This is a genomic window from Serratia plymuthica (assembly GCF_018336935.1).
GTDB lineage: Bacteria > Pseudomonadota > Gammaproteobacteria > Enterobacterales > Enterobacteriaceae > Serratia > Serratia plymuthica_B.
The window spans coordinates 3454969-3475157 of sequence record NZ_CP068771.1 but is presented as its reverse complement, the minus strand read 5'-3'; the positions used below and the strand labels follow the sequence as shown (position 1 = coordinate 3475157).

Below are 20189 nucleotides of genomic sequence, written 5' to 3'. Positions count from 1 at the left end.
GACGCTGCAAGGTTGGTGCCAGTCTTGTGGCCGTGGCGGGACGGGATGCGGCGGGGTGGCGAGAGCATGGAATGGGTGCCTGTCAGGGGCGTTTGCCCTAAAAGAGTGCATGAAAAGGCGACGCTTCTTTACCGATTCGCACTTGTTGCCGGATTCTGGCTGTATATCTTACGGTCAACGGGTATACTGGCGCATTCCATATAAATCCACTTGTATCGCGTGCGAATTCAACATGCAAAAGTTTGATACCAAGACCTTTCAGGGCCTGATCCTGACACTGCAGGACTATTGGGCGCGCCAGGGCTGCACCATTGTTCAACCATTGGACATGGAAGTCGGCGCGGGAACCTCTCACCCGATGACGTGCCTGCGCGCACTCGGCCCAGAGCCGATTGCCGCCGCCTATGTGCAGCCGTCCCGTCGCCCGACCGACGGCCGTTACGGTGAAAACCCTAACCGCCTGCAACACTACTATCAGTTCCAGGTGATCATTAAACCGTCGCCGGACAACATTCAGGAACTGTACCTCGGCTCGTTGAAAGAGCTGGGTCTGGATCCGACCATCCACGATATCCGCTTCGTAGAAGATAACTGGGAAAACCCGACGCTCGGCGCCTGGGGCCTGGGCTGGGAAGTGTGGCTGAACGGCATGGAAGTGACGCAGTTCACTTACTTCCAGCAGGTCGGCGGCCTGGAGTGCAAACCGGTTACCGGCGAGATCACTTACGGCCTGGAGCGCCTGGCGATGTACATCCAGGGCGTGGACAGCGTCTACGATCTGGTCTGGAGTGACGGCCCGCTGGGTGTGACCACCTACGGCGACGTGTTCCATCAGAACGAAGTGGAGCAGTCCACTTACAACTTCGAGTATGCCGACGTCGACTTCCTGTTCTCCTGCTTCGAGCAGTACGAGAAAGAAGCGCAGTCGCTGCTGGCGTTGGAAAAACCGCTGCCGTTGCCGGCTTACGAACGTATTCTGAAGGCCGGCCACACCTTCAACCTGTTGGATGCGCGCAAGGCGATCTCGGTGACCGAGCGTCAGCGCTATATTCTGCGCATCCGCACGCTGACCAAAGCCGTTGCCGAGGCCTACTACGCTTCCCGTGAAGCGCTGGGCTTCCCGATGTGCAAAAAGAACGAGAACTAAGAGGCAGCCATGACTCAACAGACTTTCCTGGTGGAAATCGGCACGGAAGAGCTGCCGCCGAAGGCTCTTCGTTCACTGGCAGAATCCTTTGCCGCGAATTTTACCGCTGAGCTCGATAGCGCCAACCTCGAGCATGGCGAAGTGAGCTGGTTTGCCGCTCCGCGCCGCCTGGCGCTGAAAGTGGCCAGTCTGAGCGCCGCACAGGCCGATCGCGAAGTCGAAAAACGCGGCCCGGCGATTGCCCAGGCGTTCGACGCCGAAGGCAAGCCGAGCAAAGCGGCCGAAGGCTGGGCGCGTGGCTGCGGCATCACTGTCGATCAGGCCGAGCGTCTGGCGACCGACAAAGGCGAGTGGCTGCTGTATCGCGCTCATGTCAAAGGCCAGTCCGCACAAGCGCTGCTGGCGGGCATGGTCAGCACTGCGCTGTCCAAACTGCCGATCCCGAAACTGATGCGCTGGGGCGACTCCGACGTGCAGTTCGTGCGTCCGGTGCACACCGTGACGATGCTGCTGGGCGATGAACTGATCCCGGGCACCGTGCTGGGTATCGATTCCGCCCGTACCCTTCGCGGCCATCGCTTCATGGGCGAAGCCGAGTTCACTATCGACAACGCCGACCAATACCCGCAGATCCTGCTGGAGCGCGGTAAAGTGATTGCCGATTACGAAGCCCGCAAGGCGCTGATCAAACGTGATGCCGAGCTGGCGGCGCAGCAGATTGGCGGCAAGGCCGATCTGAGCGAAAGCCTGCTGGAAGAAGTGGCCTCGCTGGTGGAATGGCCGGTGGTGCTGACCGCCAAATTCGAAGAGAAATTCCTGGCGGTGCCGGCGGAAGCGCTGGTGTACACCATGAAGGGCGACCAGAAGTATTTCCCGGTGTATGACGCCGCGGGCAAACTGCTGCCGAACTTTATCTTCGTGGCGAATATCGAATCCAAAGATCCGCAGCAAATCATCTCCGGTAACGAGAAGGTGGTGCGCCCGCGTCTGGCCGATGCCGAGTTCTTCTTCAACACCGACCGCAAAAAACGTCTGGAAGACAATCTGCCGCGTCTGGAAACCGTGCTGTTCCAACAGCAACTGGGCACCCTGCGCGACAAGACCGATCGCATCCAGGCGCTGGCGGGCTGGGTTGCCGGCCAAATTGGCGCCGACGTGAACCACGCTACCCGCGCGGGCCTGCTGTCGAAGTGCGATCTGATGACCAACATGGTCTTCGAATTCACCGACACCCAGGGCGTGATGGGCATGCACTACGCGCGCCACGACGGCGAAGCGGAAGACGTTGCCGTTGCGCTGAACGAACAGTATCAACCGCGTTTTGCCGGCGATGCGTTGCCGGAATCGCTGGTGGCCTGTTCGCTGGCGATCGCCGACAAGATGGACACCCTGGCCGGTATTTTCGGCATCGGGCAACATCCGAAAGGCGACAAGGATCCGTTCGCTCTGCGCCGTGCCGCCTTGGGCGTGTTGCGTATCATCGTTGAGAAAAACCTGCCGCTGGATCTGCAGACCCTGACCGAAGAGGCCGTGCGCCTGTACGGCAGCAAGCTGACCAATGCCAAGGTTGTCGACGAGGTTGTCGAGTTTATGCTGGGCCGCTTCCGCGCCTGGTATCAGGAAGAAGGCCACGCCGTCGACACCATTCAGGCGGTGTTGGCGCGTCGTCCGACCAAACCGGCTGACTTTGACGCGCGCGTGAAGGCGGTGACGCACTTCCGTACGTTGGAAGCTGCGGCAGCGTTGGCTGCGGCCAACAAACGCGTTTCCAATATCTTGGCTAAGTCTACCGACACCTTGAATGACAGCGTACAGGCTTCGGTATTGAAAGAATCGGCTGAGATCAAACTGGCGACCCATCTGGTGGTGTTGCGCGATAAGCTGGAGCCGTATTTCGCAGCAGGCAACTATCAGGATGCGTTGGTAGAACTGGCTGACCTGCGTGAGCCGGTCGATGCCTTCTTCGACAACGTGATGGTGATGGCAGAAGACGAAGCGGTGCGTGTGAACCGTCTGACGTTGCTGAGCAAGCTGCGTGAGCTGTTCCTGCAGGTGGCGGATATCTCCGTATTACAGTAAACGGCTCTGCCGTGAAAAAGGCGCCTGCGGGCGCCTTTTCTATTGCTGGCGGTGCTGTGCTGCGCCTTCTGCGGTGAGGCGGTATTTTTGCAGACGGCTGTTGGGCTTATCCGGTAGCGTCATTTCGATCCATCCTGCATGCAGCGCCGGTTGCAGATAACGTTCGCGGAATGATTTCCGATCCTGCAGTTGCAGCGCACTCTGAATGGCTCCGCGCGACATCTCCCCTTTTAGCACCGCTAACAGCTCGCCGACTTGGGGGGTAAGACTTTGCTCCAGCGCCCGCAAAATCATCTCCAGCATAAACTCCACAAAGGGCGCGCAGTCGGTGCGTTGGTTACTGGTATTGATGGTCAACGCTGGCTGACAGGATGACATGTGCCAGAGCCCGTGCAGTAGCCTGTTGCCTGCGGACAAGCGGCCTTTCACCACAGAATCGCAACCGAATGGTGAATCGCGTATCGGATCGCATTCAGTTGATCTATTCTTATAGGCGCAAGGAGTGCGACAAAAGGGACGGAGTCCGATGAGAAAGCAGGTTTATAACAGGAGTTATGTCACATGGCGGTAGGGATCCAGAGCAGAGTTTTCGCGCGTTGGTTGGCCCCGGTATTGGCATTGTTGGTGGTCATGCAATTGACCGCCTGCGGCGATAAAGAGCCGGAACAACGCAAGGCGTTTGTTGATTACTTACAGAATACGGTTATGCGCAGCGGCGCGAAAATCCCGACGCTGAGCGAAGATCAGAAGCAGAAATTCGGCAACTATGCCGGTGATTACGCCATCCTGGTCGGTTTTTCACAGCAGTTGTCCAAATCGCTGGATGCCAGCCTGACGCCGGCGTTGGATCAGATTAACCAGATCCGCACCGCGCAGGATTACATGAGCAAACGCGATTCGCTGCAGCAATCCGTTGGGGCGCTGAACCTGCTGGGTCAGCAGATTCAGTCGGCCAAGTCACAGGCAGACACCTCCCGGGCGGCGCTGAAGCAACCTGACGATCTGAAAGCCGTTTATAATCAGGCGTATGACAAGATTGTCACCGGGCCGGCCAATGCGCTGATGCCGGTTATCCCTACCACCGCCAGTTTCGTTCAGGATCTGGTGCAGGTCGGGGATTTCCTGCGGACCCAGGGCAATCAGGTGAGCTTTAACAATAACGGCGTGCAGTTCCGTACTTCGCAACAGGCAACGCAATACAACACCATGATGTCGAATCTGGTGGCCAAGCAGCAGGATTTACTGAATGCACAGAAAACCGTCGCGAGCGTGACCCAGTAATTGTTTTTGAGAGGCCGGCTTGCCGGCTTCTGTTATTTATCCCCCCGGCTTTCCAATAGCTTGCTTACTTCTTCCCCATCGCTTCTGTACTACACTTCAATTAATCATCGTATTTCGTCATGTAGTTTTCTTACATTCATCACATCGCTATTTCCCGGCGGGATGAGTGCTCACAGGGAAGGTCTTCCTCAAACCAGGATTCAGTAGTCACCGATAAAATAAATTGTGATTAATGTCACAATTTAAAAACAAACACGCATCTTAAAAGTGTGATCTTTATAACTATTTTTGCGCATTTACGCGGGTTTTGTTCTCGTTGTGTTTTTTTTACACGGAGTAATTGTGACGAGTGTCACTATAAATGACCGGTGCATGGGGTGTTTGGTGTGATATTCGTCACGAAAAGTTCGTGAAGTTCGCGTGATAAAAACAGCGTGATAGAGTCCACTCGCAGACAGCACCAACACGGCTGGATCGTAACAACAATAATCACGCGCTCTATTGTCAGCGCGTAACAATAGGGGTGTGTTTTATGTTTTCACCAGACATCAAAGTCAAAGTTCAAAACTTTGGCCGTTTCCTGAGCAACATGGTGATGCCCAACATTGGCGCCTTTATCGCCTGGGGTATCATCACCGCGTTATTCATTCCTACCGGCTGGCTGCCGAATGCCACTCTGGCCAAACTGGTTGGCCCGATGATCACCTACCTGCTGCCGTTGCTGATCGGTTTCACCGGCGGGCGGCTGGTGGGCGGCGATCGCGGCGGCGTGGTCGGCGCCATCACCACCATGGGGGTGATCGTCGGCGCAGATATGCCGATGTTCCTCGGCGCGATGATTGCCGGCCCGCTGGGCGGCTGGGCAATCAAGCATTTTGACCGTTGGGTGGACGGCAAGATTAAAAGCGGTTTCGAGATGTTGGTGAACAACTTCTCCGCCGGCATCATCGGCATGCTGTTGGCGATTCTGGCCTTCCTGGGCATCGGGCCGTTGGTGGAAGTGCTGTCCAAGCTGCTGGCGGCGGGCGTGCACGTCATGGTGGCGAATAACCTGCTGCCGTTGGCGTCCATCTTCGTCGAGCCGGCGAAAATCCTGTTCCTGAACAACGCCATCAACCACGGTATCTTCTCGCCGTTGGGTATCCAGCAGGCCACCGAGGCCGGCAAATCCATCTTCTTCCTGATTGAAGCCAACCCAGGCCCGGGCATGGGCGTGCTGATGGCCTATATGTTCTTTGGCCGTGGCAGCGCCAAGCAGTCTGCAGGCGGCGCGGCGATCATTCACTTCCTCGGCGGCATCCACGAAATTTACTTCCCGTACGTGCTGATGAATCCTCGCCTGGTGTTGGCGGTGATCCTGGGGGGCATGACCGGTGTATTCACCCTCACCATGCTGAATGGCGGCCTGGTATCTCCGGCTTCCCCTGGCTCCATCCTGGCGGTGCTGGCGATGACGCCGAAAGGCGCTTATTTCGCCAATATCGCGGCGGTGGCGGCGGCCTTTGCCGTATCCTTCGTGGTCTCCGCTTTCCTGTTGAAAACCTCCAAAGTGAAGGACGAGGACGATCTGGAAGAAGCGACCCGCCGCATGCAGGAGATGAAATCTCAGGCTAAAGGCGGTGCGGTGGCTCAGGCGGCGGTGGACGGCGACTTGACTACCGTACGTAAAATCATCGTCGCCTGCGATGCGGGCATGGGCTCCAGCGCCATGGGCGCCGGCGTGCTGCGCAAAAAAGTGGCGGACGCCGGGCTGAAAAACATCTCCGTGACCAACAGCGCCATCAACAGCCTGCCGGACGATGTGGATCTGGTGATCACTCACCGCGATCTGACCGAGCGTGCGATGCGCCATGCACCGCAGGCCCAGCACATCTCGCTGACCAACTTCCTCGACAGCAAGCTGTACAGCGATCTGACCGAACGCCTGGTGGCGGCCAACAAAACCACCGATAACCAGCAAAAAGTCATCAGCACGCTTGACGACAGCTTTGAAGCGACCGAGCAAAACCTGTTCAAACTGAGCGAAAGCAACGTGTTCCTTAACCTGCAGGCCAGCGATAAAGAGCAGGCAATCCGCTTTGCCGGCGAGCAACTGGTTAAAGGCGGCTACGTAGAGCCGGAATACGTCCCGGCGATGCTGGAACGTGAAAAACTCACCTCCACCTATCTGGGCGAGTCGATCGCGGTGCCGCATGGCACCATCGAAGCCAAAGACCGGGTGCTGCGCACCGGCGTGGTGTTCTGCCAGTATCCGCAGGGCGTGCGCTTCGGGGACGAAGAGGATGAAGTGGCGCGGTTGGTTATCGGTATTGCCGCCCGCAACAACGAACATATCCAGGTGATCACCAGCCTGACCAACGCGTTGGATGACGAAGGCGTCATCGAGCGGTTGGCGAATACCACCAGTGTGCAGGAAGTGCTGGACCTGCTGGGTGGCAAAAAAGTCGGATAACAGAATCATTTTAAAGGGTGCAGCTTGCTGCACCCTTCGACATTGGAAAGGTAGGAATATGAAAGCATTACATTTCGGTGCAGGGAATATTGGGCGTGGTTTTATCGGCAAGCTGCTGGCGGACGCGCACGCCGAACTGACCTTTGCCGACGTTAACCAAAGCGTGCTGGACCTGCTGAACAGCCGCAAAGGCTATCAGGTTCACGTCGTGGGCGAGCAGGCGCGGGTTGAGAGCGTGAATAACGTCAGCGCGGTTAACAGCGGCAGCGAAGAGGCGGTGGCGCTGATCGCCGAAGCGGACATCGTGACTACCGCCGTCGGTCCGCAGATCCTGGCTAAAATTGCCGGCACTGTCGCCAAAGGGCTGATCAAGCGCCATCAACAGGGCAACACTCGGCCGCTGAACATCATCGCTTGCGAGAATATGGTGCGCGGCACCAGCCAGTTAAAACAACACGTGTTCGACGTGCTGCCGCAAGATGAGCAGGCGTGGGTCGAACAGCATATCGGCTTTGTCGATTCGGCGGTGGACCGCATCGTGCCGCCGGCGGAAGCGGGCAGCAGCGATCCGCTGGAAGTGACGGTAGAAACCTTCAGCGAATGGATTGTCGATCAGACCCAGTTCAAGGGCCAACCCCCGGCGATCGCCGGTATGGAACTGACCGATAACCTGATGGCCTTTGTCGAGCGCAAGCTGTTTACGCTCAATACCGGCCACGCCATCACCGCTTACCTTGGCCAACAGGCCGGTCTGCTGACCATCCGTGATGCTATCCTCGATTCGGCTATCCGCCGCGTGGTGAAAGGCGCGATGGAAGAGAGCGGCGCGGTGCTGATCAAACGCTACGGCTTTGACGCCGACAAGCACGCCGCTTACATCGACAAAATCCTCAGCCGCTTTGAAAACCCGTACCTGCACGACGATGTCGAACGCGTGGGCCGCCAGCCGCTGCGCAAGCTGAGCGCCGGTGACCGCCTGATCAAACCGCTGCTGGGCACGCTGGAATATGGCCTGCCGCACGCCAACCTGATCCAGGGCATCGCCGCCGCCATGAGCTACCGCAGCGAGCAGGATCCGCAGGCGCAAGAGCTGGTGGCGTTGCTGGCTAAACTGGGGCCAAAAGCGGCTCTGGCGCAAATTTCCGGCCTGCCGGTTGAAAGTGAGGTTGTAGAACAGGCCATTGCTGTGTATAACGCCATGCAGCGCCAATAGGCTATTTTACTTGCCATTTTAGGGTTGGGCAGTGCTCGAACTTCTCGCGTACTACGTGTAGGCTCCGGGTTCTGCGCGCTGTCCGCCCGCAAACTGGCTGCGACAATAACGCCTATGGTATGAAATTAGTGGCCGATACAGCACACCCCTCCCACGCCATTCGAAAAGCGACGATGGAAGAAGCACAGGCATTTGAAAACCAGGTTCTGGAAAAGCTGAACGCAGGCAAGACGGTGCGCAGTTTTCTGATCGCAGCGGTAGAGCTGCTGGCGGAAGCGCTCAACGTGCTGGTGGTGCAGGTGTTCCGCAAGGACGACTATGCGGTGAAGTATGCCGTTGAACCGCTATTGTCCGGCGCCGGCCCCTTGGGTGAGCTGTCGGTGCGCCTTAAGCTGATGTACGGGCTGGGCGTTATCTCGCGTCACGAATACGAAGACGCCGAACTGCTGATGGCGATGCGCGAAGAGCTCAATCACGACGGATCTGAATACCGTTTTGTCGACGATGAAATCCTCGGCCCGTTCGGCGAACTGCACTGCGTGGCCGCGCTGCCGCCGGTGCCGACGTTTCTGCAGCCCGGCGAAGCGGAAGAATCGCTGATCGCCATGCAGCATCAGCGATACCAGCAGATGGTGCGCTCCACCATGGTGCTGTCGATTACCGATCTGATCGCCGGCATCGGCGCCAAACAGCCGTCCCGGCTTTCTCCTCTCGGCCGCGGTTAAGCAAAGGCCGCGCGCCACTCATCGAATAACAGCCACAGCGCCGTTACCGCCATCAAACCCGCCATCGTCGCGTTAAACAGCCGCAGCTTCCAGGTGACGCGCAGCGCATCGCGCAGGCGATCGCCCAGCGCCGCCCACACCAGCACGCAAGGGATATTCAAGGCGACAAAGCCGGCAACGAGCATTAGCGTGTGGCCAAGGCTGGTCCCTTCGCGCGGGGTGAACAGGATTGCGATGTTAATTGCCATCAACCAGGCTTTGGGGTTCACCGCCTGGAACAGCGCGCCGTTGAGCAACCGCATCGGCTGCGCCTGCTGTTTGGCATCCGGCGAGGTTGCCTGGAACAGCTTCCACGACAACCACAATAAATAGGCGCAGCCAATCACCGCCAGCGGGAAACGGATCGCTCCGGCCCAACTGAGCACCAGCGCCAGCAGGCTGGTGGTCAGGGCCAGCTGTACCCCACAACCAAGGCTGATGCCGAACACCATCGGCAGGGTGCGACGCAGGCCGAAGTTGACGCCGGACGAGGCCAGCAGCAGGTTGTTGGGGCCGGGGGTGATCGACATCACCGTGACATAACTGATAAAGGCGGAGTCCAGCATAACGGGTTCCTTAAACGGCACAGTAGCAAGGGAACCAGCATAAAACCTGCGGACAGATGGTGACAGAACCAGAAACCCGCTATTGTTATGGGTACAGTTTTATAAAATGTAAACTGTACCCATTCTCTGGAGATAAACTGTGACCCTGCTGGATGAAATGCCTGAAACGCGTTATCAGCAACTGGCGGATACCCTGGCGCAGGCCATTCGCCGCGGTACGCTGCTGCCCGGCAGCCGTTTGCCTTCGGTGCGCCGCTGCGCGCAGACCCACAGCGTTAGCATCAATACCGTGGTGGCGGCCTACCGCGCGTTGGAAGACCGTGGGCTGATCGAAGCGCGGCCGCAGTCCGGCTTCTATGTGCGCAGCACGTTGCCGGCGTTGAAAGCCGCCTCGCAGCCCAGTAGCCGGATAGAACCGCCGGCCGATGATGTGCTGGCGTTGATCGACACGGTGTTTGCCGCCCAGCAGAACCCGGCGTTCACCAACCTGTCGCTGGCCTGCCCGCAAACCCCTGATTTTTATCCCGGCGGCAAGCTGGGGCGGATGCTGTCGTCGCTGCTGCGTCGCCAGCCCGATCTGATCGGCAAGTATGCATTGCCGCCCGGCAGTTTGCGGCTGCGCCAGCAGATCGCCCGCCGTTCGATGACGTTGGGCATGCTGGTGGAACCTGGCGATATCACCCTGACCCACGGCTGCATGGAGGCGCTGCAACTGGCGTTGCGCGTGACCACCAAGCCGGGTGATTGTATCGGGCTGGAATCGCCGACCTATTTTTATCTGCTGCCGTTGCTGGCCAGCCTGGGGCTGAAGGCGCTGGAAATCCCGACCGATCCGCAGCATGGCCTGTCGCTGGACGCGCTGGAGCTGTTGCTGAATGAGAAGCGGCTGGATGCGGTGATCGCCATGCCGACGGTGCAGAATCCGCTGGGTTGCACCATGCCGCTGGCGGCCAAGAAGCGCCTGGCGCGGTTGATGAACGATCATCAGGTGCCGCTGATTGAAGACGGGCTGTACGCCGAGATTCAGTTCGGCGGCGCGCTGTCGCCGGCGGTGAAATCTTTCGATCGCGACGGCTGGGTGCTGTTCTGTTCCAGCTTTACCAAGACGCTGGCGCCGGATTTCCGCATCGGTTGGATCGCCGGCGGGCGTTTCAACGAAGCGCTGCGCAAGCTGAAGGCGGTGTCATCGATGGCGGAATCGCAGCTACTGTCAGAGACGCTGGCGATGTTCCTGGAAACCGGCGGCTACGATCATCATTTGCGCAACCTGCGTAAAGGCTACGCCACCCAGGTGGAGGCGGCTCGGGCGTTGATTGCCCGCCATTTCCCGCGCGGCACGCGGGCGACGCAGCCGGCGGGCGGTTTTGTGTTCTGGGTCGAGTTGCCGGGCGGGGTCGACAGCGTGGCGCTGTTCCATCAGTTGCTGGAGGAACAAATCTGCCTGACGCCGGGCACGCTGTATTCCCCCAGCGGCCGCCACCGCAACGGGCTGCGGCTCTCTTGCTGCTATCCGTTTAATGCACGTTATACCCAGGCGCTGGCGCGCGTGGGGGCGAAAGCCTGTGAGATGAGCGGATTGCCGCCGGGAATCGAGCAAGGCGAGTAACTGCGTGCGCATTTTGCTACAATGTGGACATCATTGATTAGCGTGCCGTACAGGCACAGACAGGCCATAAACCATGAAAGAGAAAGAAAAGGCAGAGATTAAGCGCCTTAGCGACCTGCTGGACGCACTGAATCACAAAGACACGGCGGTGATCCAACAGGGCAATATCGAGCTGATTACCCAGCACACCAAAGAAAAAGAGAAGCTGGCGACGGAAATCGAACGCCTGAAAAGCGTACGCGTCGAGAAGCTGAGTGCGGAAGCGCAGAAGCTGAGCCAACTGCCCTTCAGCCGCGAAATCACCAAGAAAGAGCAGGCGGATATGGGCTCGTTGAAGAAAAGCGCGCGCGGCCTGATCGTGGTGCACCCGATGACCGCACTGGGCCGTGAGATGGGCCTGAAAGTGGTCACCGGCTACGCCAAAAAAGCCTTCTGATCGCCGATACCCGTCATACTTGAAGCTGCATCTGTGTTAGCTGCGCAGTTATTCGGCCCATCCGTGGGCCTCCCCCTTCGGGGCCGCTGCAAGCAGCGTTCAAATCTGCTCCCGGCAGATTTGTCCCCCCAGTCACTGACTCTAGTCAGCTCCTGGGGACTCACGCTCTTGCTGCCTGGATGCAACTCCAATTATTTGGGGTATGTGGCACCTTGCTTTCATCGCTTGGTCGTGAAATACGCCTTGGTTTGATAGGGCACGGTCAGGGTTTCCTTGCCCTGCAATTCCTCTTCCTCCGCCACCAACTGGCGAATCTGATCGATCACCCGTTCCTGCTGTTGCGGCGGCAAAGCAGCGATAAAGCTGGTGGAACGCACCCGGTTGTAAATCACATCTTCTGCTGCGCCCTGATGGCCGAACATAAACACCTGCTCCTGCAGCGGTTCTAACCCTTTGACCGGAAACAGTTTGCGCCATTCGCCGGTGTAGAAACGCGGCGCGTCGCCTTCGTGTCTGTCGACAATCTGATTCAGCTTGCGTACCCAGCTCACGCGCGCATCGCGCATGTTCCATACCAGACCCAGCTTGCCGCCGGGCTTGAGGATACGCTGAATTTCAGCCAGCGCCTGCGGCGTAGCGAACCAGTGGAAGGACTGCGCGCAAACCACGGCGTCGACCGATTCGTCCGGCAGTGGGATCGACTCGGCGGTGCCCGCCAGCGTTTTCACCTGCGGCAGCGCGGCCGACAGTTTTTCCAGCATTTGCGCGACCGGTTCGACGGCGATCACCTGCGCGCCGGTTTCCAGCAGGCGCGGGGTGAATTTGCCGGTGCCGGCGCCGAGGTCGATGACCGTCATGCCGGCATGCAGGCCGATAACCTCACGCAGCCAGGTGGCGATCTCCGGCGGATAATCCGGGCGCCCTTTCACGTAGCGGTCGGCATTGGCCTGATAACCAGCGGCTGCGGCGTGGTGGATCGAATGAGATGGGGTGGTCATAGCTTCTGCTCCTGCCTGAAAGAGGTTGCACAACAGTATACCCGGGGTCTTTTTCAACGTCCCAACAGGCGGCGGTTAACGTTTTCGATATGGCCCGTCGTGATGCGCGTCAGCATGGTTTTGCTCCAGCTCGCGGACAATCCGGCCACCGCCAGCAGGCGGCGATACTGCTCTTCATCGAACGGCATATGCCAGGCGATGCCGATGGCTTCGGCCACAGAGATGTCGCTGTTGCGTGTCGCCAGCTCCAGCGGACGATCGCCGCTGACGACGCCGGCGGACACCACCCGATACAGCCAGCCGCAGCGGCCGCTTTGCTGCATCAGCACCGAGATGTCGTCGATGGCGAAGTGGTAATTGAGCTTGAAGCAGGGAGATCGCGGCTGGGTGACCTGAATCAATGCTTCGCCCCAGCGGAAGATATCGCCCATAAACACGTTGTGCTCGGTCAACCCCAGGGTGGAAATATTCTCGCCGAAGGCCGGCGCGCTGAACTGTTCCGCTTGCGCAGGAAACTGCTCGCGCCAGTGAGCGTAATGTTCGCGCGGATAGTGGCACAGCGCGCGGTCCGGCCCGCCGTGATAGCTTTTTTCCGCCTGCTCGTCGCCTTCCAGGCCGAGCGGGGTCAGCTTGATGGCGCCGTCCACCTGGCGTTTGGCGATGCCGCTGGGCCGCCCGCCGTCATAAGGCTGGACGGTGCCGATATAAACCTCTGGGTGATGCATATGCGCCTCCGTTCTTTGCGTCAGAGGTTCAGCATAGCCTGAGTTGATCGGGAGGGACAGGATATCCCGCCCGAAAATAACCGGGCGGGGAGATGCATCAGAACGTGGTCCAGTTGTCTTGCGCTACCGCTGACTGCGTTTTAATCGCCGGGGCTTTTGGCGCGCGGGTTTTCGCCACGGCGGCGTTGGCTTGCTGCTCCGCCAGGCGGAACACCGAGACGCTTTGCAGCAGCATTTCAGCCTGCTCTTCCAGCGAGTCGGCGGCGGCGGCGGATTCCTCCACCAGTGCGGCATTCTGTTGGGTGGTGTGATCCATTTCGACAATCGCCTGGCCGATCTGGGCGATGCCGCGCGTCTGCTCGTCGGAGGCGGCGGCGATCTCCGCCATGATGTCGCGCACGTGGGTCACCGACAGGACAATTTGTTCCATGGTGCTGCCGGTATTCTCCACCAGGGTGGTGCCGGTTTGCACCCGGCTGACCGATTCGGCGATCAGCCCTTCGATCTCTTTTGCCGCCTGGGCACTGCGTTGCGCCAGATTGCGTACTTCGCTGGCCACCACCGAAAAGCCGCGCCCCTGTTCGCCGGCGCGCGCCGCTTCTACGGCGGCATTGAGCGCCAGAATATTGGTCTGGAAAGCAATACCGTTGATCAGGGTGGTAATTTCGGCGATGCGTCGCGAACTACTGGAAATATCGCGCATGGTGCTGACCACGTTCGCCACCAGCTTGCCGCCCTGTTGGGCAGTTTGCGAAGCGTCGGTAGCCAGTTGGTTGGCGTGGTGAGCATTTTCGGCGTTCTGCTTCACCGTGGCGGTCAGTTGCTCCATGCTGGCGGCGGTCTCTTCTACCGCCGCCGCCTGCTGTTCGGTGCGAGAGGACAAATCGGTGTTGCCTGCGGCAATCTCCGCCGCGGCGGTGGAGACCTGGCGGACCCCCATCTGGATTTTTTCGATCATATCGCGCAGGTTTTGGCTCATCGCCGCCACCGCATTCAGCAATTGGCCCAGCTCGTCGCGGCGGGGGCTGGTCTGCGCCTGGCGCAGATCGCCGTTGGCGATGCGTTCCGCCAGCGCCAGCGTGCTGCGCAACGGCCGGGTGATCTGCAGCGTGATGCGCCAGGCAATCAGCAACCCGGCGATAATGGCAACCAGCGTGGTGATGCCCATCTGCAGCTGCGCCGTATTAATGTCGTTATGGGTTTGCGCCAGTTCGTCCCGCATAAAGGCATTGACCAGCGTACCGACCTCCTGAGCGCTGTCGCCCAGCCGTTGGCTGATCTGCTGTTCCTGTTCGTAGGCCGGCAGGTAAGCTTCGATGCGGTTTTTGTAGTCGTCGAGCGCGCTCAACAGCGGTTGCAGCAGGGGGCGCTGGGCATCGCTGAGCCGTCGGCTGAGTGCGTTTGCCGTGCTGCGTGCGTCATCAATCGCCGTTATCAGCGGCGCTTCAGATTCGCGGTTCAGGCTGAGCAACAGGCCGCGCGCACCGTAGCGCACCAGGGTCAGCTTCTGATTCAACTGAACAAAAGCCAGTTGCAGCTCGCCATTGGTCAGTTGGCGCTCTACCTGATTCAGGCTGTCTTGCACTTCCGACATGTTCCAGCTTTGGCGTACCGCGTCTTTTGCCGCCACCGCCTTTTCGAAGGCGTTTTGCTGTTGCTGGTATTCGCCGATCAATACCATCAGCCGCTGCAGGTCTTGCCGGTTTTGGGCATCCCAGTCCAACGCCTGGCCCTGGTTGATCAACTGCACCGCGTTTTCGATATTGGCGCGGTTATTTTTCAGGTACTCCGGCCGGTAGGTCTGGCCGAACAGCGCGCGGTTATATTTGGCCTGATTGATTTCGTCATTCAGCCGGTTGCTGAAATCGATGCGGTCGGCGCGGGATTCGATGATATGCAGATATTGCGCGCCGGTACCGGCGATGATCGCCGTCAGCAGCAGCATCAGACCAAACCCGAGGCCGAGTTTTTTACCCACGGTGAGATGAACGAACTTTCCTGCCAGTGTTTGCCATGCCGCCATATTATTTTTCCTTTGCGGGCGAACGTCTATTGAACAAACCATCGGCAAAGGGCGGTCAAACTTTAGCGGATTTTGGGCAAAAAAATGCCCGCTTCACGCGGGCATCATCAGTGCCGGGGGCGAATTACTTCTTCGCAGCGAAGCGTGCTGCCGCTTCGTCCCAGTTAACCACGTTCCAGAACGCTTTGATGTAGTCTGGGCGTTTGTTCTGATATTTCAGGTAGTAAGCGTGTTCCCACACGTCCAGGCCAATGATTGGGAAGCCTGAAACGCCGGCAACGGCTTCGCCCATCAGCGGGCTGTCCTGGTTAGCGGTAGATACCACGGCCAGTTTGTCGCCTTTCAGCACCAGCCAGGCCCAACCTGAACCGAAGCGGGTCGCTGCGGCTTTCTCGAACTCTTCCTGGAATTTCTCGACGCTGCCGAAATCGCGCTCGATAGCGGCTTTCAAATCGCCACCCAGCGTGGTGCCGATTTTCAGGCCTTTCCAGAACAGGCTGTGGTTAGCGTGGCCACCGGCGTTGTTACGCATGAAAGTGCGCTTGTCGGCAGGCACTTTATCCAGATCCTGGATCAGCGCTTCAACGCTCAGCGAAGCCAGCTCAGGGTACGCTTCCAGCACGGTGTTCGCGTTGTTGACGTAAGTCTGGTGGTGTTTGGTGTGATGGATTTCCATCGTCTGCTTGTCGAAATGCGGTTCCAGTGCGTCGTAGGCGTACGGCAGGGATGGCAGTGAATAACTCATAATCATCATCTCCAGTGGGGTATGGGCGGCGCAAGGTGCGAGCACCGCGTAAGCAGTCGGATCATTATAGTTAATTAAATGATCTTGAAAATGATTATCAATGCCCTACTTAGTGTAAGGCATTAAATTAATCCACAATGCGCTGCGGGTGAGTAAACACCGTGGCGCGGCCGGGTTTGCTGAAACCGACCAGCGTCAGGTTGCTGCGCTCGGCGATTTCCACCGCCAACGAGGTGGCCGCAGAAACCACGAACAGGATCTCGACGCCGCACATCGCGGATTTTTGCACCATTTCATAGCTGGCACGGCTGGACGTTAATACCGCGCCCTGTTGCCAATCTTGCTTCGCGCGCACGCCGAGCAGCTTGTCGAGCGCTACGTGGCGGCCGACGTCTTCGCAGCCGCCCAGCAGTTCACCCTGCGGCGAAATCCAACTGGCGGCGTGGGTGCAGCCGGTGAGCTGCCCGACGTTCTGCACCTGTTTGAGCTGCCCCAGCGCGTGGTCGAGGTTGGCGAGAGAAAACGTTTGGGTGAACGGCAATGCCGGCAGTGGGCGAAAAATATCTGCTAACTGTTCGATGCCGCACACGCCGCAGCCGGTGCGGCCCGCCATGGCGCGGCGGCGCTCCTTCAGCCCGGCGAAGCGGCGGCTGGAGAGCTCTATTTGCACCTCCAGCCCGTTACAGGTTTGGTTAATCTCTATACTGTAGATATCGCGCGGTGACTCGATAATGCCTTCGGACAGCGAAAAGCCGAGGGCGAATGCCTCCAGATCTTTTGGCGTACACATCATCACCACGTGAGAGATGCCGTTATAGACCAGGGCGACCGGCACTTCTTCCGCCAGCCAGTCCGGCTGCGCGGTGGCGAGTTGCCCGCGCTGATAAACCTGGGCCTGGGTCACCCCTGTGAGCGAGGTCTCATTTATGTGCTGCTCTGGGTTTATAGTGTTCACTTAACTGGCACCTGTTTGTAACAACCCCATATACGCTGTGGTAATATTGCCGCGTAAAAACAAGATCGATTTTAGCGCTTCCCGCTTCAAGGGGGAAAGCGCCATTTGAAACAATGTGACAATCGAGAGTGAAAGGAGACCCCCATGCAGGTCAGCAGAAGGCAGTTCTTTAAGATCTGCGCTGGCGGTATGGCAGGAACGACGGTAGCCGCACTGGGCTTTGCCCCGGAAGTGGCGTTAGCGGAGACCCGGCAGTACAAACTGCTGCGCGCCCGTGAAACCCGTAATACCTGTACGTATTGTTCCGTCGGCTGTGGGCTGTTGATGTACAGCCTTGGTGATGGCGCCAAAAACGCCAAAGAAAGCATATTCCACATTGAAGGGGACCCGGATCACCCGGTAAACCGCGGCGCGCTTTGCCCGAAAGGCGCGGGGCTGGTCGACTTCATCCACAGTGCTAGCCGTCTCCAGTTTCCGGAGTATCGTGCGCCAGGTTCGGATAAATGGCAGCGCATTAGCTGGGACGATGCCTTTACCCGCATCGCCAAACTGATGAAGGAAGACCGCGACGCCAACTTCGTGAAAACCAACGAACAGGGCGTCACCGTCAACCGCTGGCTGACCACCGGCATGCTGTGTGCCTCCGCTTCCAGCAACGAAACCGGTTATTTGTCGCAAAAATTTAGTCGCGCTCTCGGCATGCTTGCCGTAGACAACCAGGCGCGTGTCTGACACGGACCAACGGTAGCAAGTCTTGCTCCAACATTTGGTCGCGGTGCGATGACCAACCACTGGGTTGATATCAAGAACGCGAATCTGATTATCGTCATGGGCGGTAATGCGGCGGAAGCGCATCCGGTGGGGTTCCGCTGGGCGATGGAAGCCAAAATCCACAATAAAGCCAAGCTGATCGTCATCGATCCGCGCTTTACCCGTACTGCATCGGTAGCGGATTTCTATACGCCAATCCGTTCCGGGACCGACATCGCTTTCCTGTCGGGCGTGTTGCTGTACCTGATGACCAACAACAAAATCAACCGCGAATACGTTGAGGCCTACACCAACGCCAGCCTGCTGGTGCGGGAAGACTTTGCCTTCGACGATGGCCTGTTCAGCGGCTATGACGCGGAAAACCGCAAATACGACAAAACCACCTGGAATTATCAACTCGACGAGAACGGCTTCGCCAAGCGCGACGTTACGCTGCAAGATCCTCGCTGCGTATGGAACCTGCTCAAGGAGCACGTCAGCCGCTATACGCCGGAGGTGGTGACCAACGTTTGCGGCACGCCGAAGGAAGATTTCCTCCAGGTGTGCGAATACATCGCCGAAACCTGCGTGGCGGATAAAACCGCATCGTTCCTGTACGCCCTGGGCTGGACCCAACACTCGGTCGGCGCGCAGAACATCCGCACCATGGCGATGATCCAGCTGCTGCTCGGCAACATGGGCATGGCGGGCGGCGGCGTCAACGCGCTGCGCGGTCACTCCAATATCCAGGGCCTGACCGATCTGGGCCTGCTGTCGCAGAGCCTGCCGGGCTATATGACGCTGCCGTCGGAGAAACAGACGGATATCGACACCTACCTGAAGGCCAACACGCCGAAAGCGCTGCTGCCGGGCCAGGTGAACTACTGGAGCAACTACCCGAAATTCTTCGTCAGCATGATGAAGAGCTTCTACGGCGACAAGGCGCAGAAGGACAACGGCTGGGGCTTTGACTGGTTGCCGAAGTGGGACAAAGGCTACGACGTGCTGCAGTACTTCGAGATGATGTCGCAAGGGAAGGTCAACGGCTATTTCTGCCAGGGCTTTAACCCGGTGGCGTCGTTCCCGAACAAAAACAAGGTGGTGGCCTCGCTGTCGAAGCTGAAGTTCCTGGTGACGATAGATCCGCTCAACACCGAGACGTCCAACTTCTGGCAGAACCACGGCGAGTTCAACGACGTCGATCCGTCGAAGATTCAGACCGAAGTGTTCCGCCTGCCGTCCACCTGCTTTGCCGAAGAAAACGGCTCGATCGTCAACTCCGGCCGCTGGCTGCAGTGGCACTGGAAGGGCGCGGATGCCCCGGGCGAAGCGCTGAACGACGGGGAAATCCTGGCGGGCATTTTCCTCCGCCTGCGCGAGATGTACGCGCGCGACGGCGGTGCGGTACCTGAACAGGTGCTGAACATGACCTGGGATTACCTGACGCCGGAAAATCCGGCTTCGGAAGAAGTGGCGATGGAAAGCAACGGTAAGGCGCTGGCGGACATTCTCGACGCTGACGGCAAAGTGCTGGCGAAAAAAGGCGAACAGCTCAGCACCTTCGCCCACCTGCGCGACGACGGCACCACCGCCAGCGGCTGTTGGATTTTCGCCGGCAGCTGGACGCAGGCCGGCAACCAGATGGCGCGGCGCGACAACGCCGATCCGTCCGGCCTCGGCAACACGCTGGGCTGGGCCTGGGCCTGGCCGCTCAACCGCCGCATTCTGTATAACCGCGCTTCGGCCGACCCGCAGGGTAAACCCTGGGATCCGAAACGTCAGTTGCTGGAGTGGGACGGCGCCAAGTGGGGCGGGGTGGATATCCCGGACTACAGCGCCGCCGCGCCGGGCAGCGACGTCGGGCCGTTTATCATGCAGCCGGAAGGCATGGGCCGCCTGTTCGCCACCGACAAAATGGCGGAAGGGCCGTTCCCTGAACACTACGAGCCGTTCGAAACGCCGCTCGGCACCAACCCGCTGCACCCGAACGTGGTGTCCAACCCGGCGGCGCGCGTGTTCAAGGACGATCTGGCGGCGATGGGCAAATCCGACAAGTTCCCTTACGTCGGCACCACCTATCGCCTGACCGAACACTTCCACTACTGGACCAAGCATGCGCAGCTCAATGCCATCGCGCAGCCGGAGCAGTTTGTGGAGATCGGCGAGAAGCTGGCGGAGAAAAAAGGCATCAAGCACGGCGATACGGTGAAAGTCAGCTCCAATCGCGGCTATATCAAGGCCAAGGCGGTGGTGACCAAGCGTATTCGCACATTGCAGGTGAACGGCCAGGAGGTCGACACCATCGGCATCCCGATCCACTGGGGTTACGAAGGGGTGGCGAAGAAAGGCTTTATCGCCAACACGCTGACGCCGTTTGTCGGCGATGCCAACACGCAAACGCCGGAGTTCAAGGCGTTCCTGGTTAACGTGGAAAAGGTGTAACGGAGAC

The 20189-nt window shown here is 58.9% G+C and carries 16 protein-coding genes; 9 read left to right on the top strand and 7 right to left on the bottom strand.

Annotated elements, in window-relative coordinates; all coding sequences use genetic code 11:
* Positions 1-232: 232 nt before the first annotated feature.
* Both glyQ and glyS read left to right on the top strand, forming a co-directional pair.
* Entirely contained in the window at positions 233-1147 is a 915-nt protein-coding gene (gene glyQ, locus JK621_RS16200) for a glycine--tRNA ligase subunit alpha (protein ID WP_006321728.1), read from the top strand.
* A 9-nt stretch (positions 1148-1156) separates the two neighbouring features.
* Positions 1157-3226 carry a glycine--tRNA ligase subunit beta gene (gene glyS / locus JK621_RS16195; RefSeq protein ID WP_212556848.1) on the top strand — a complete coding sequence of 690 codons (2070 nt, stop codon included), beginning with the start codon at positions 1157-1159 and terminating at the stop codon, positions 3224-3226.
* 39 nt (positions 3227-3265) lie between these two features.
* On the opposite strand, the gene JK621_RS16190 is transcribed toward glyS, so the two are convergent.
* Positions 3266-3604 carry a Fic family protein gene (locus tag JK621_RS16190; RefSeq protein WP_249337084.1) on the bottom strand — a complete coding sequence of 113 codons (339 nt, stop codon included), beginning with the start codon at positions 3602-3604 and terminating at the stop codon, positions 3266-3268.
* A gap of 183 nt (positions 3605-3787) precedes the next feature.
* Here JK621_RS16190 and JK621_RS16185 point away from each other — a divergent pair, with 183 nt between their 5' ends.
* The 4 genes from JK621_RS16185 to JK621_RS16170 all read left to right on the top strand — a co-directional run bounded on the left by JK621_RS16185 (position 3788) and on the right by JK621_RS16170 (position 8897).
* Complete coding sequence (locus JK621_RS16185) at positions 3788-4507, top strand: DUF3053 domain-containing protein (RefSeq protein WP_212556847.1); 720 nt, start codon at positions 3788-3790, stop codon at positions 4505-4507.
* Positions 4508-5039: 532 nt separating this feature from the next.
* On the top strand, positions 5040-6959 hold the full coding sequence (locus tag JK621_RS16180; protein WP_212556846.1) for a PTS mannitol transporter subunit IICBA: 1920 nt from the start codon (positions 5040-5042) through the stop codon (positions 6957-6959).
* Between the two features lie 58 nt (positions 6960-7017).
* Positions 7018-8172 (top strand): mannitol-1-phosphate 5-dehydrogenase, encoded by a 1155-nt coding sequence (locus tag JK621_RS16175; RefSeq protein WP_212556845.1) that lies wholly within the window; start codon positions 7018-7020, stop codon positions 8170-8172.
* Between the two features lie 173 nt (positions 8173-8345).
* On the top strand, positions 8346-8897 hold the full coding sequence (locus JK621_RS16170) for an MltR family transcriptional regulator (RefSeq protein ID WP_283249337.1): 552 nt from the start codon (positions 8346-8348) through the stop codon (positions 8895-8897).
* Here the strand turns inward: JK621_RS16170 and JK621_RS16165 are convergent.
* On the bottom strand, positions 8894-9502 hold the full coding sequence (locus tag JK621_RS16165) for a LysE family translocator (protein WP_212556843.1): 609 nt from the start codon (positions 9500-9502) through the stop codon (positions 8894-8896). The two genes, JK621_RS16170 and JK621_RS16165, sit on opposite strands and share 4 nt — an antisense overlap.
* Positions 9503-9641: 139 nt before the next feature.
* Here JK621_RS16165 and JK621_RS16160 point away from each other — a divergent pair, with 139 nt between their 5' ends.
* Complete coding sequence (locus JK621_RS16160) at positions 9642-11108, top strand: PLP-dependent aminotransferase family protein (RefSeq protein WP_212556842.1); 1467 nt, start codon at positions 9642-9644, stop codon at positions 11106-11108.
* 73 nt (positions 11109-11181) lie between these two features.
* On the top strand, positions 11182-11544 hold the full coding sequence (locus tag JK621_RS16155; RefSeq protein WP_212556841.1) for a YibL family ribosome-associated protein: 363 nt from the start codon (positions 11182-11184) through the stop codon (positions 11542-11544).
* A gap of 218 nt (positions 11545-11762) precedes the next feature.
* Here JK621_RS16155 and JK621_RS16150 read toward each other — a convergent pair whose 3' ends face one another.
* From JK621_RS16150 to fdhD, 5 genes are all read right to left on the bottom strand, one after another.
* On the bottom strand, positions 11763-12542 hold the full coding sequence (locus tag JK621_RS16150; protein ID WP_212556840.1) for a class I SAM-dependent methyltransferase: 780 nt from the start codon (positions 12540-12542) through the stop codon (positions 11763-11765).
* A gap of 53 nt (positions 12543-12595) precedes the next feature.
* Positions 12596-13267 (bottom strand): 6-hydroxyaminopurine reductase, encoded by a 672-nt coding sequence (gene yiiM / locus JK621_RS16145; protein ID WP_212556839.1) that lies wholly within the window; start codon positions 13265-13267, stop codon positions 12596-12598.
* 97 nt (positions 13268-13364) lie between these two features.
* On the bottom strand, positions 13365-15290 hold the full coding sequence (locus tag JK621_RS16140; protein ID WP_212556838.1) for a methyl-accepting chemotaxis protein: 1926 nt from the start codon (positions 15288-15290) through the stop codon (positions 13365-13367).
* Positions 15291-15414: 124 nt separating this feature from the next.
* Complete coding sequence (gene sodA / locus JK621_RS16135; RefSeq protein ID WP_126527311.1) at positions 15415-16035, bottom strand: superoxide dismutase [Mn]; 621 nt, start codon at positions 16033-16035, stop codon at positions 15415-15417.
* A gap of 127 nt (positions 16036-16162) precedes the next feature.
* Positions 16163-16990: a formate dehydrogenase accessory sulfurtransferase FdhD gene (gene fdhD / locus JK621_RS16130; RefSeq protein WP_212556837.1), complete on the bottom strand. Its 828-nt coding sequence runs from the start codon at positions 16988-16990 to the stop codon at positions 16163-16165.
* 144 nt (positions 16991-17134) lie between these two features.
* Between fdhD and fdnG the strand changes: the two genes are divergently transcribed.
* On the top strand, positions 17135-20182 hold the full coding sequence (gene fdnG / locus JK621_RS16125; protein ID WP_212556836.1) for a formate dehydrogenase-N subunit alpha: 3048 nt from the start codon (positions 17135-17137) through the stop codon (positions 20180-20182).
* Positions 20183-20189 lie beyond the last annotated feature (7 nt).

Coding starts and splice junctions, on each gene's coding strand:
- glyQ (WP_006321728.1), top strand. CDS start 233: ATGCAAAAGTTTGATACCAAGACCTTTCAGGGCCTGATCCTGACACTG.
- glyS (WP_212556848.1), top strand. CDS start 1,157: ATGACTCAACAGACTTTCCTGGTGGAAATCGGCACGGAAGAGCTGCCG.
- JK621_RS16190 (WP_249337084.1), bottom strand. CDS start 3,604: ATGTCATCCTGTCAGCCAGCGTTGACCATCAATACCAGTAACCAACGC.
- JK621_RS16185 (WP_212556847.1), top strand. CDS start 3,788: ATGGCGGTAGGGATCCAGAGCAGAGTTTTCGCGCGTTGGTTGGCCCCG.
- JK621_RS16180 (WP_212556846.1), top strand. CDS start 5,040: ATGTTTTCACCAGACATCAAAGTCAAAGTTCAAAACTTTGGCCGTTTC.
- JK621_RS16175 (WP_212556845.1), top strand. CDS start 7,018: ATGAAAGCATTACATTTCGGTGCAGGGAATATTGGGCGTGGTTTTATC.
- JK621_RS16170 (WP_283249337.1), top strand. CDS start 8,346: ATGGAAGAAGCACAGGCATTTGAAAACCAGGTTCTGGAAAAGCTGAAC.
- JK621_RS16165 (WP_212556843.1), bottom strand. CDS start 9,502: ATGCTGGACTCCGCCTTTATCAGTTATGTCACGGTGATGTCGATCACC.
- JK621_RS16155 (WP_212556841.1), top strand. CDS start 11,182: ATGAAAGAGAAAGAAAAGGCAGAGATTAAGCGCCTTAGCGACCTGCTG.
- JK621_RS16150 (WP_212556840.1), bottom strand. CDS start 12,542: ATGACCACCCCATCTCATTCGATCCACCACGCCGCAGCCGCTGGTTAT.
- yiiM (WP_212556839.1), bottom strand. CDS start 13,267: ATGCATCACCCAGAGGTTTATATCGGCACCGTCCAGCCTTATGACGGC.
- JK621_RS16140 (WP_212556838.1), bottom strand. CDS start 15,290: ATGGCGGCATGGCAAACACTGGCAGGAAAGTTCGTTCATCTCACCGTG.
- sodA (WP_126527311.1), bottom strand. CDS start 16,035: ATGAGTTATTCACTGCCATCCCTGCCGTACGCCTACGACGCACTGGAA.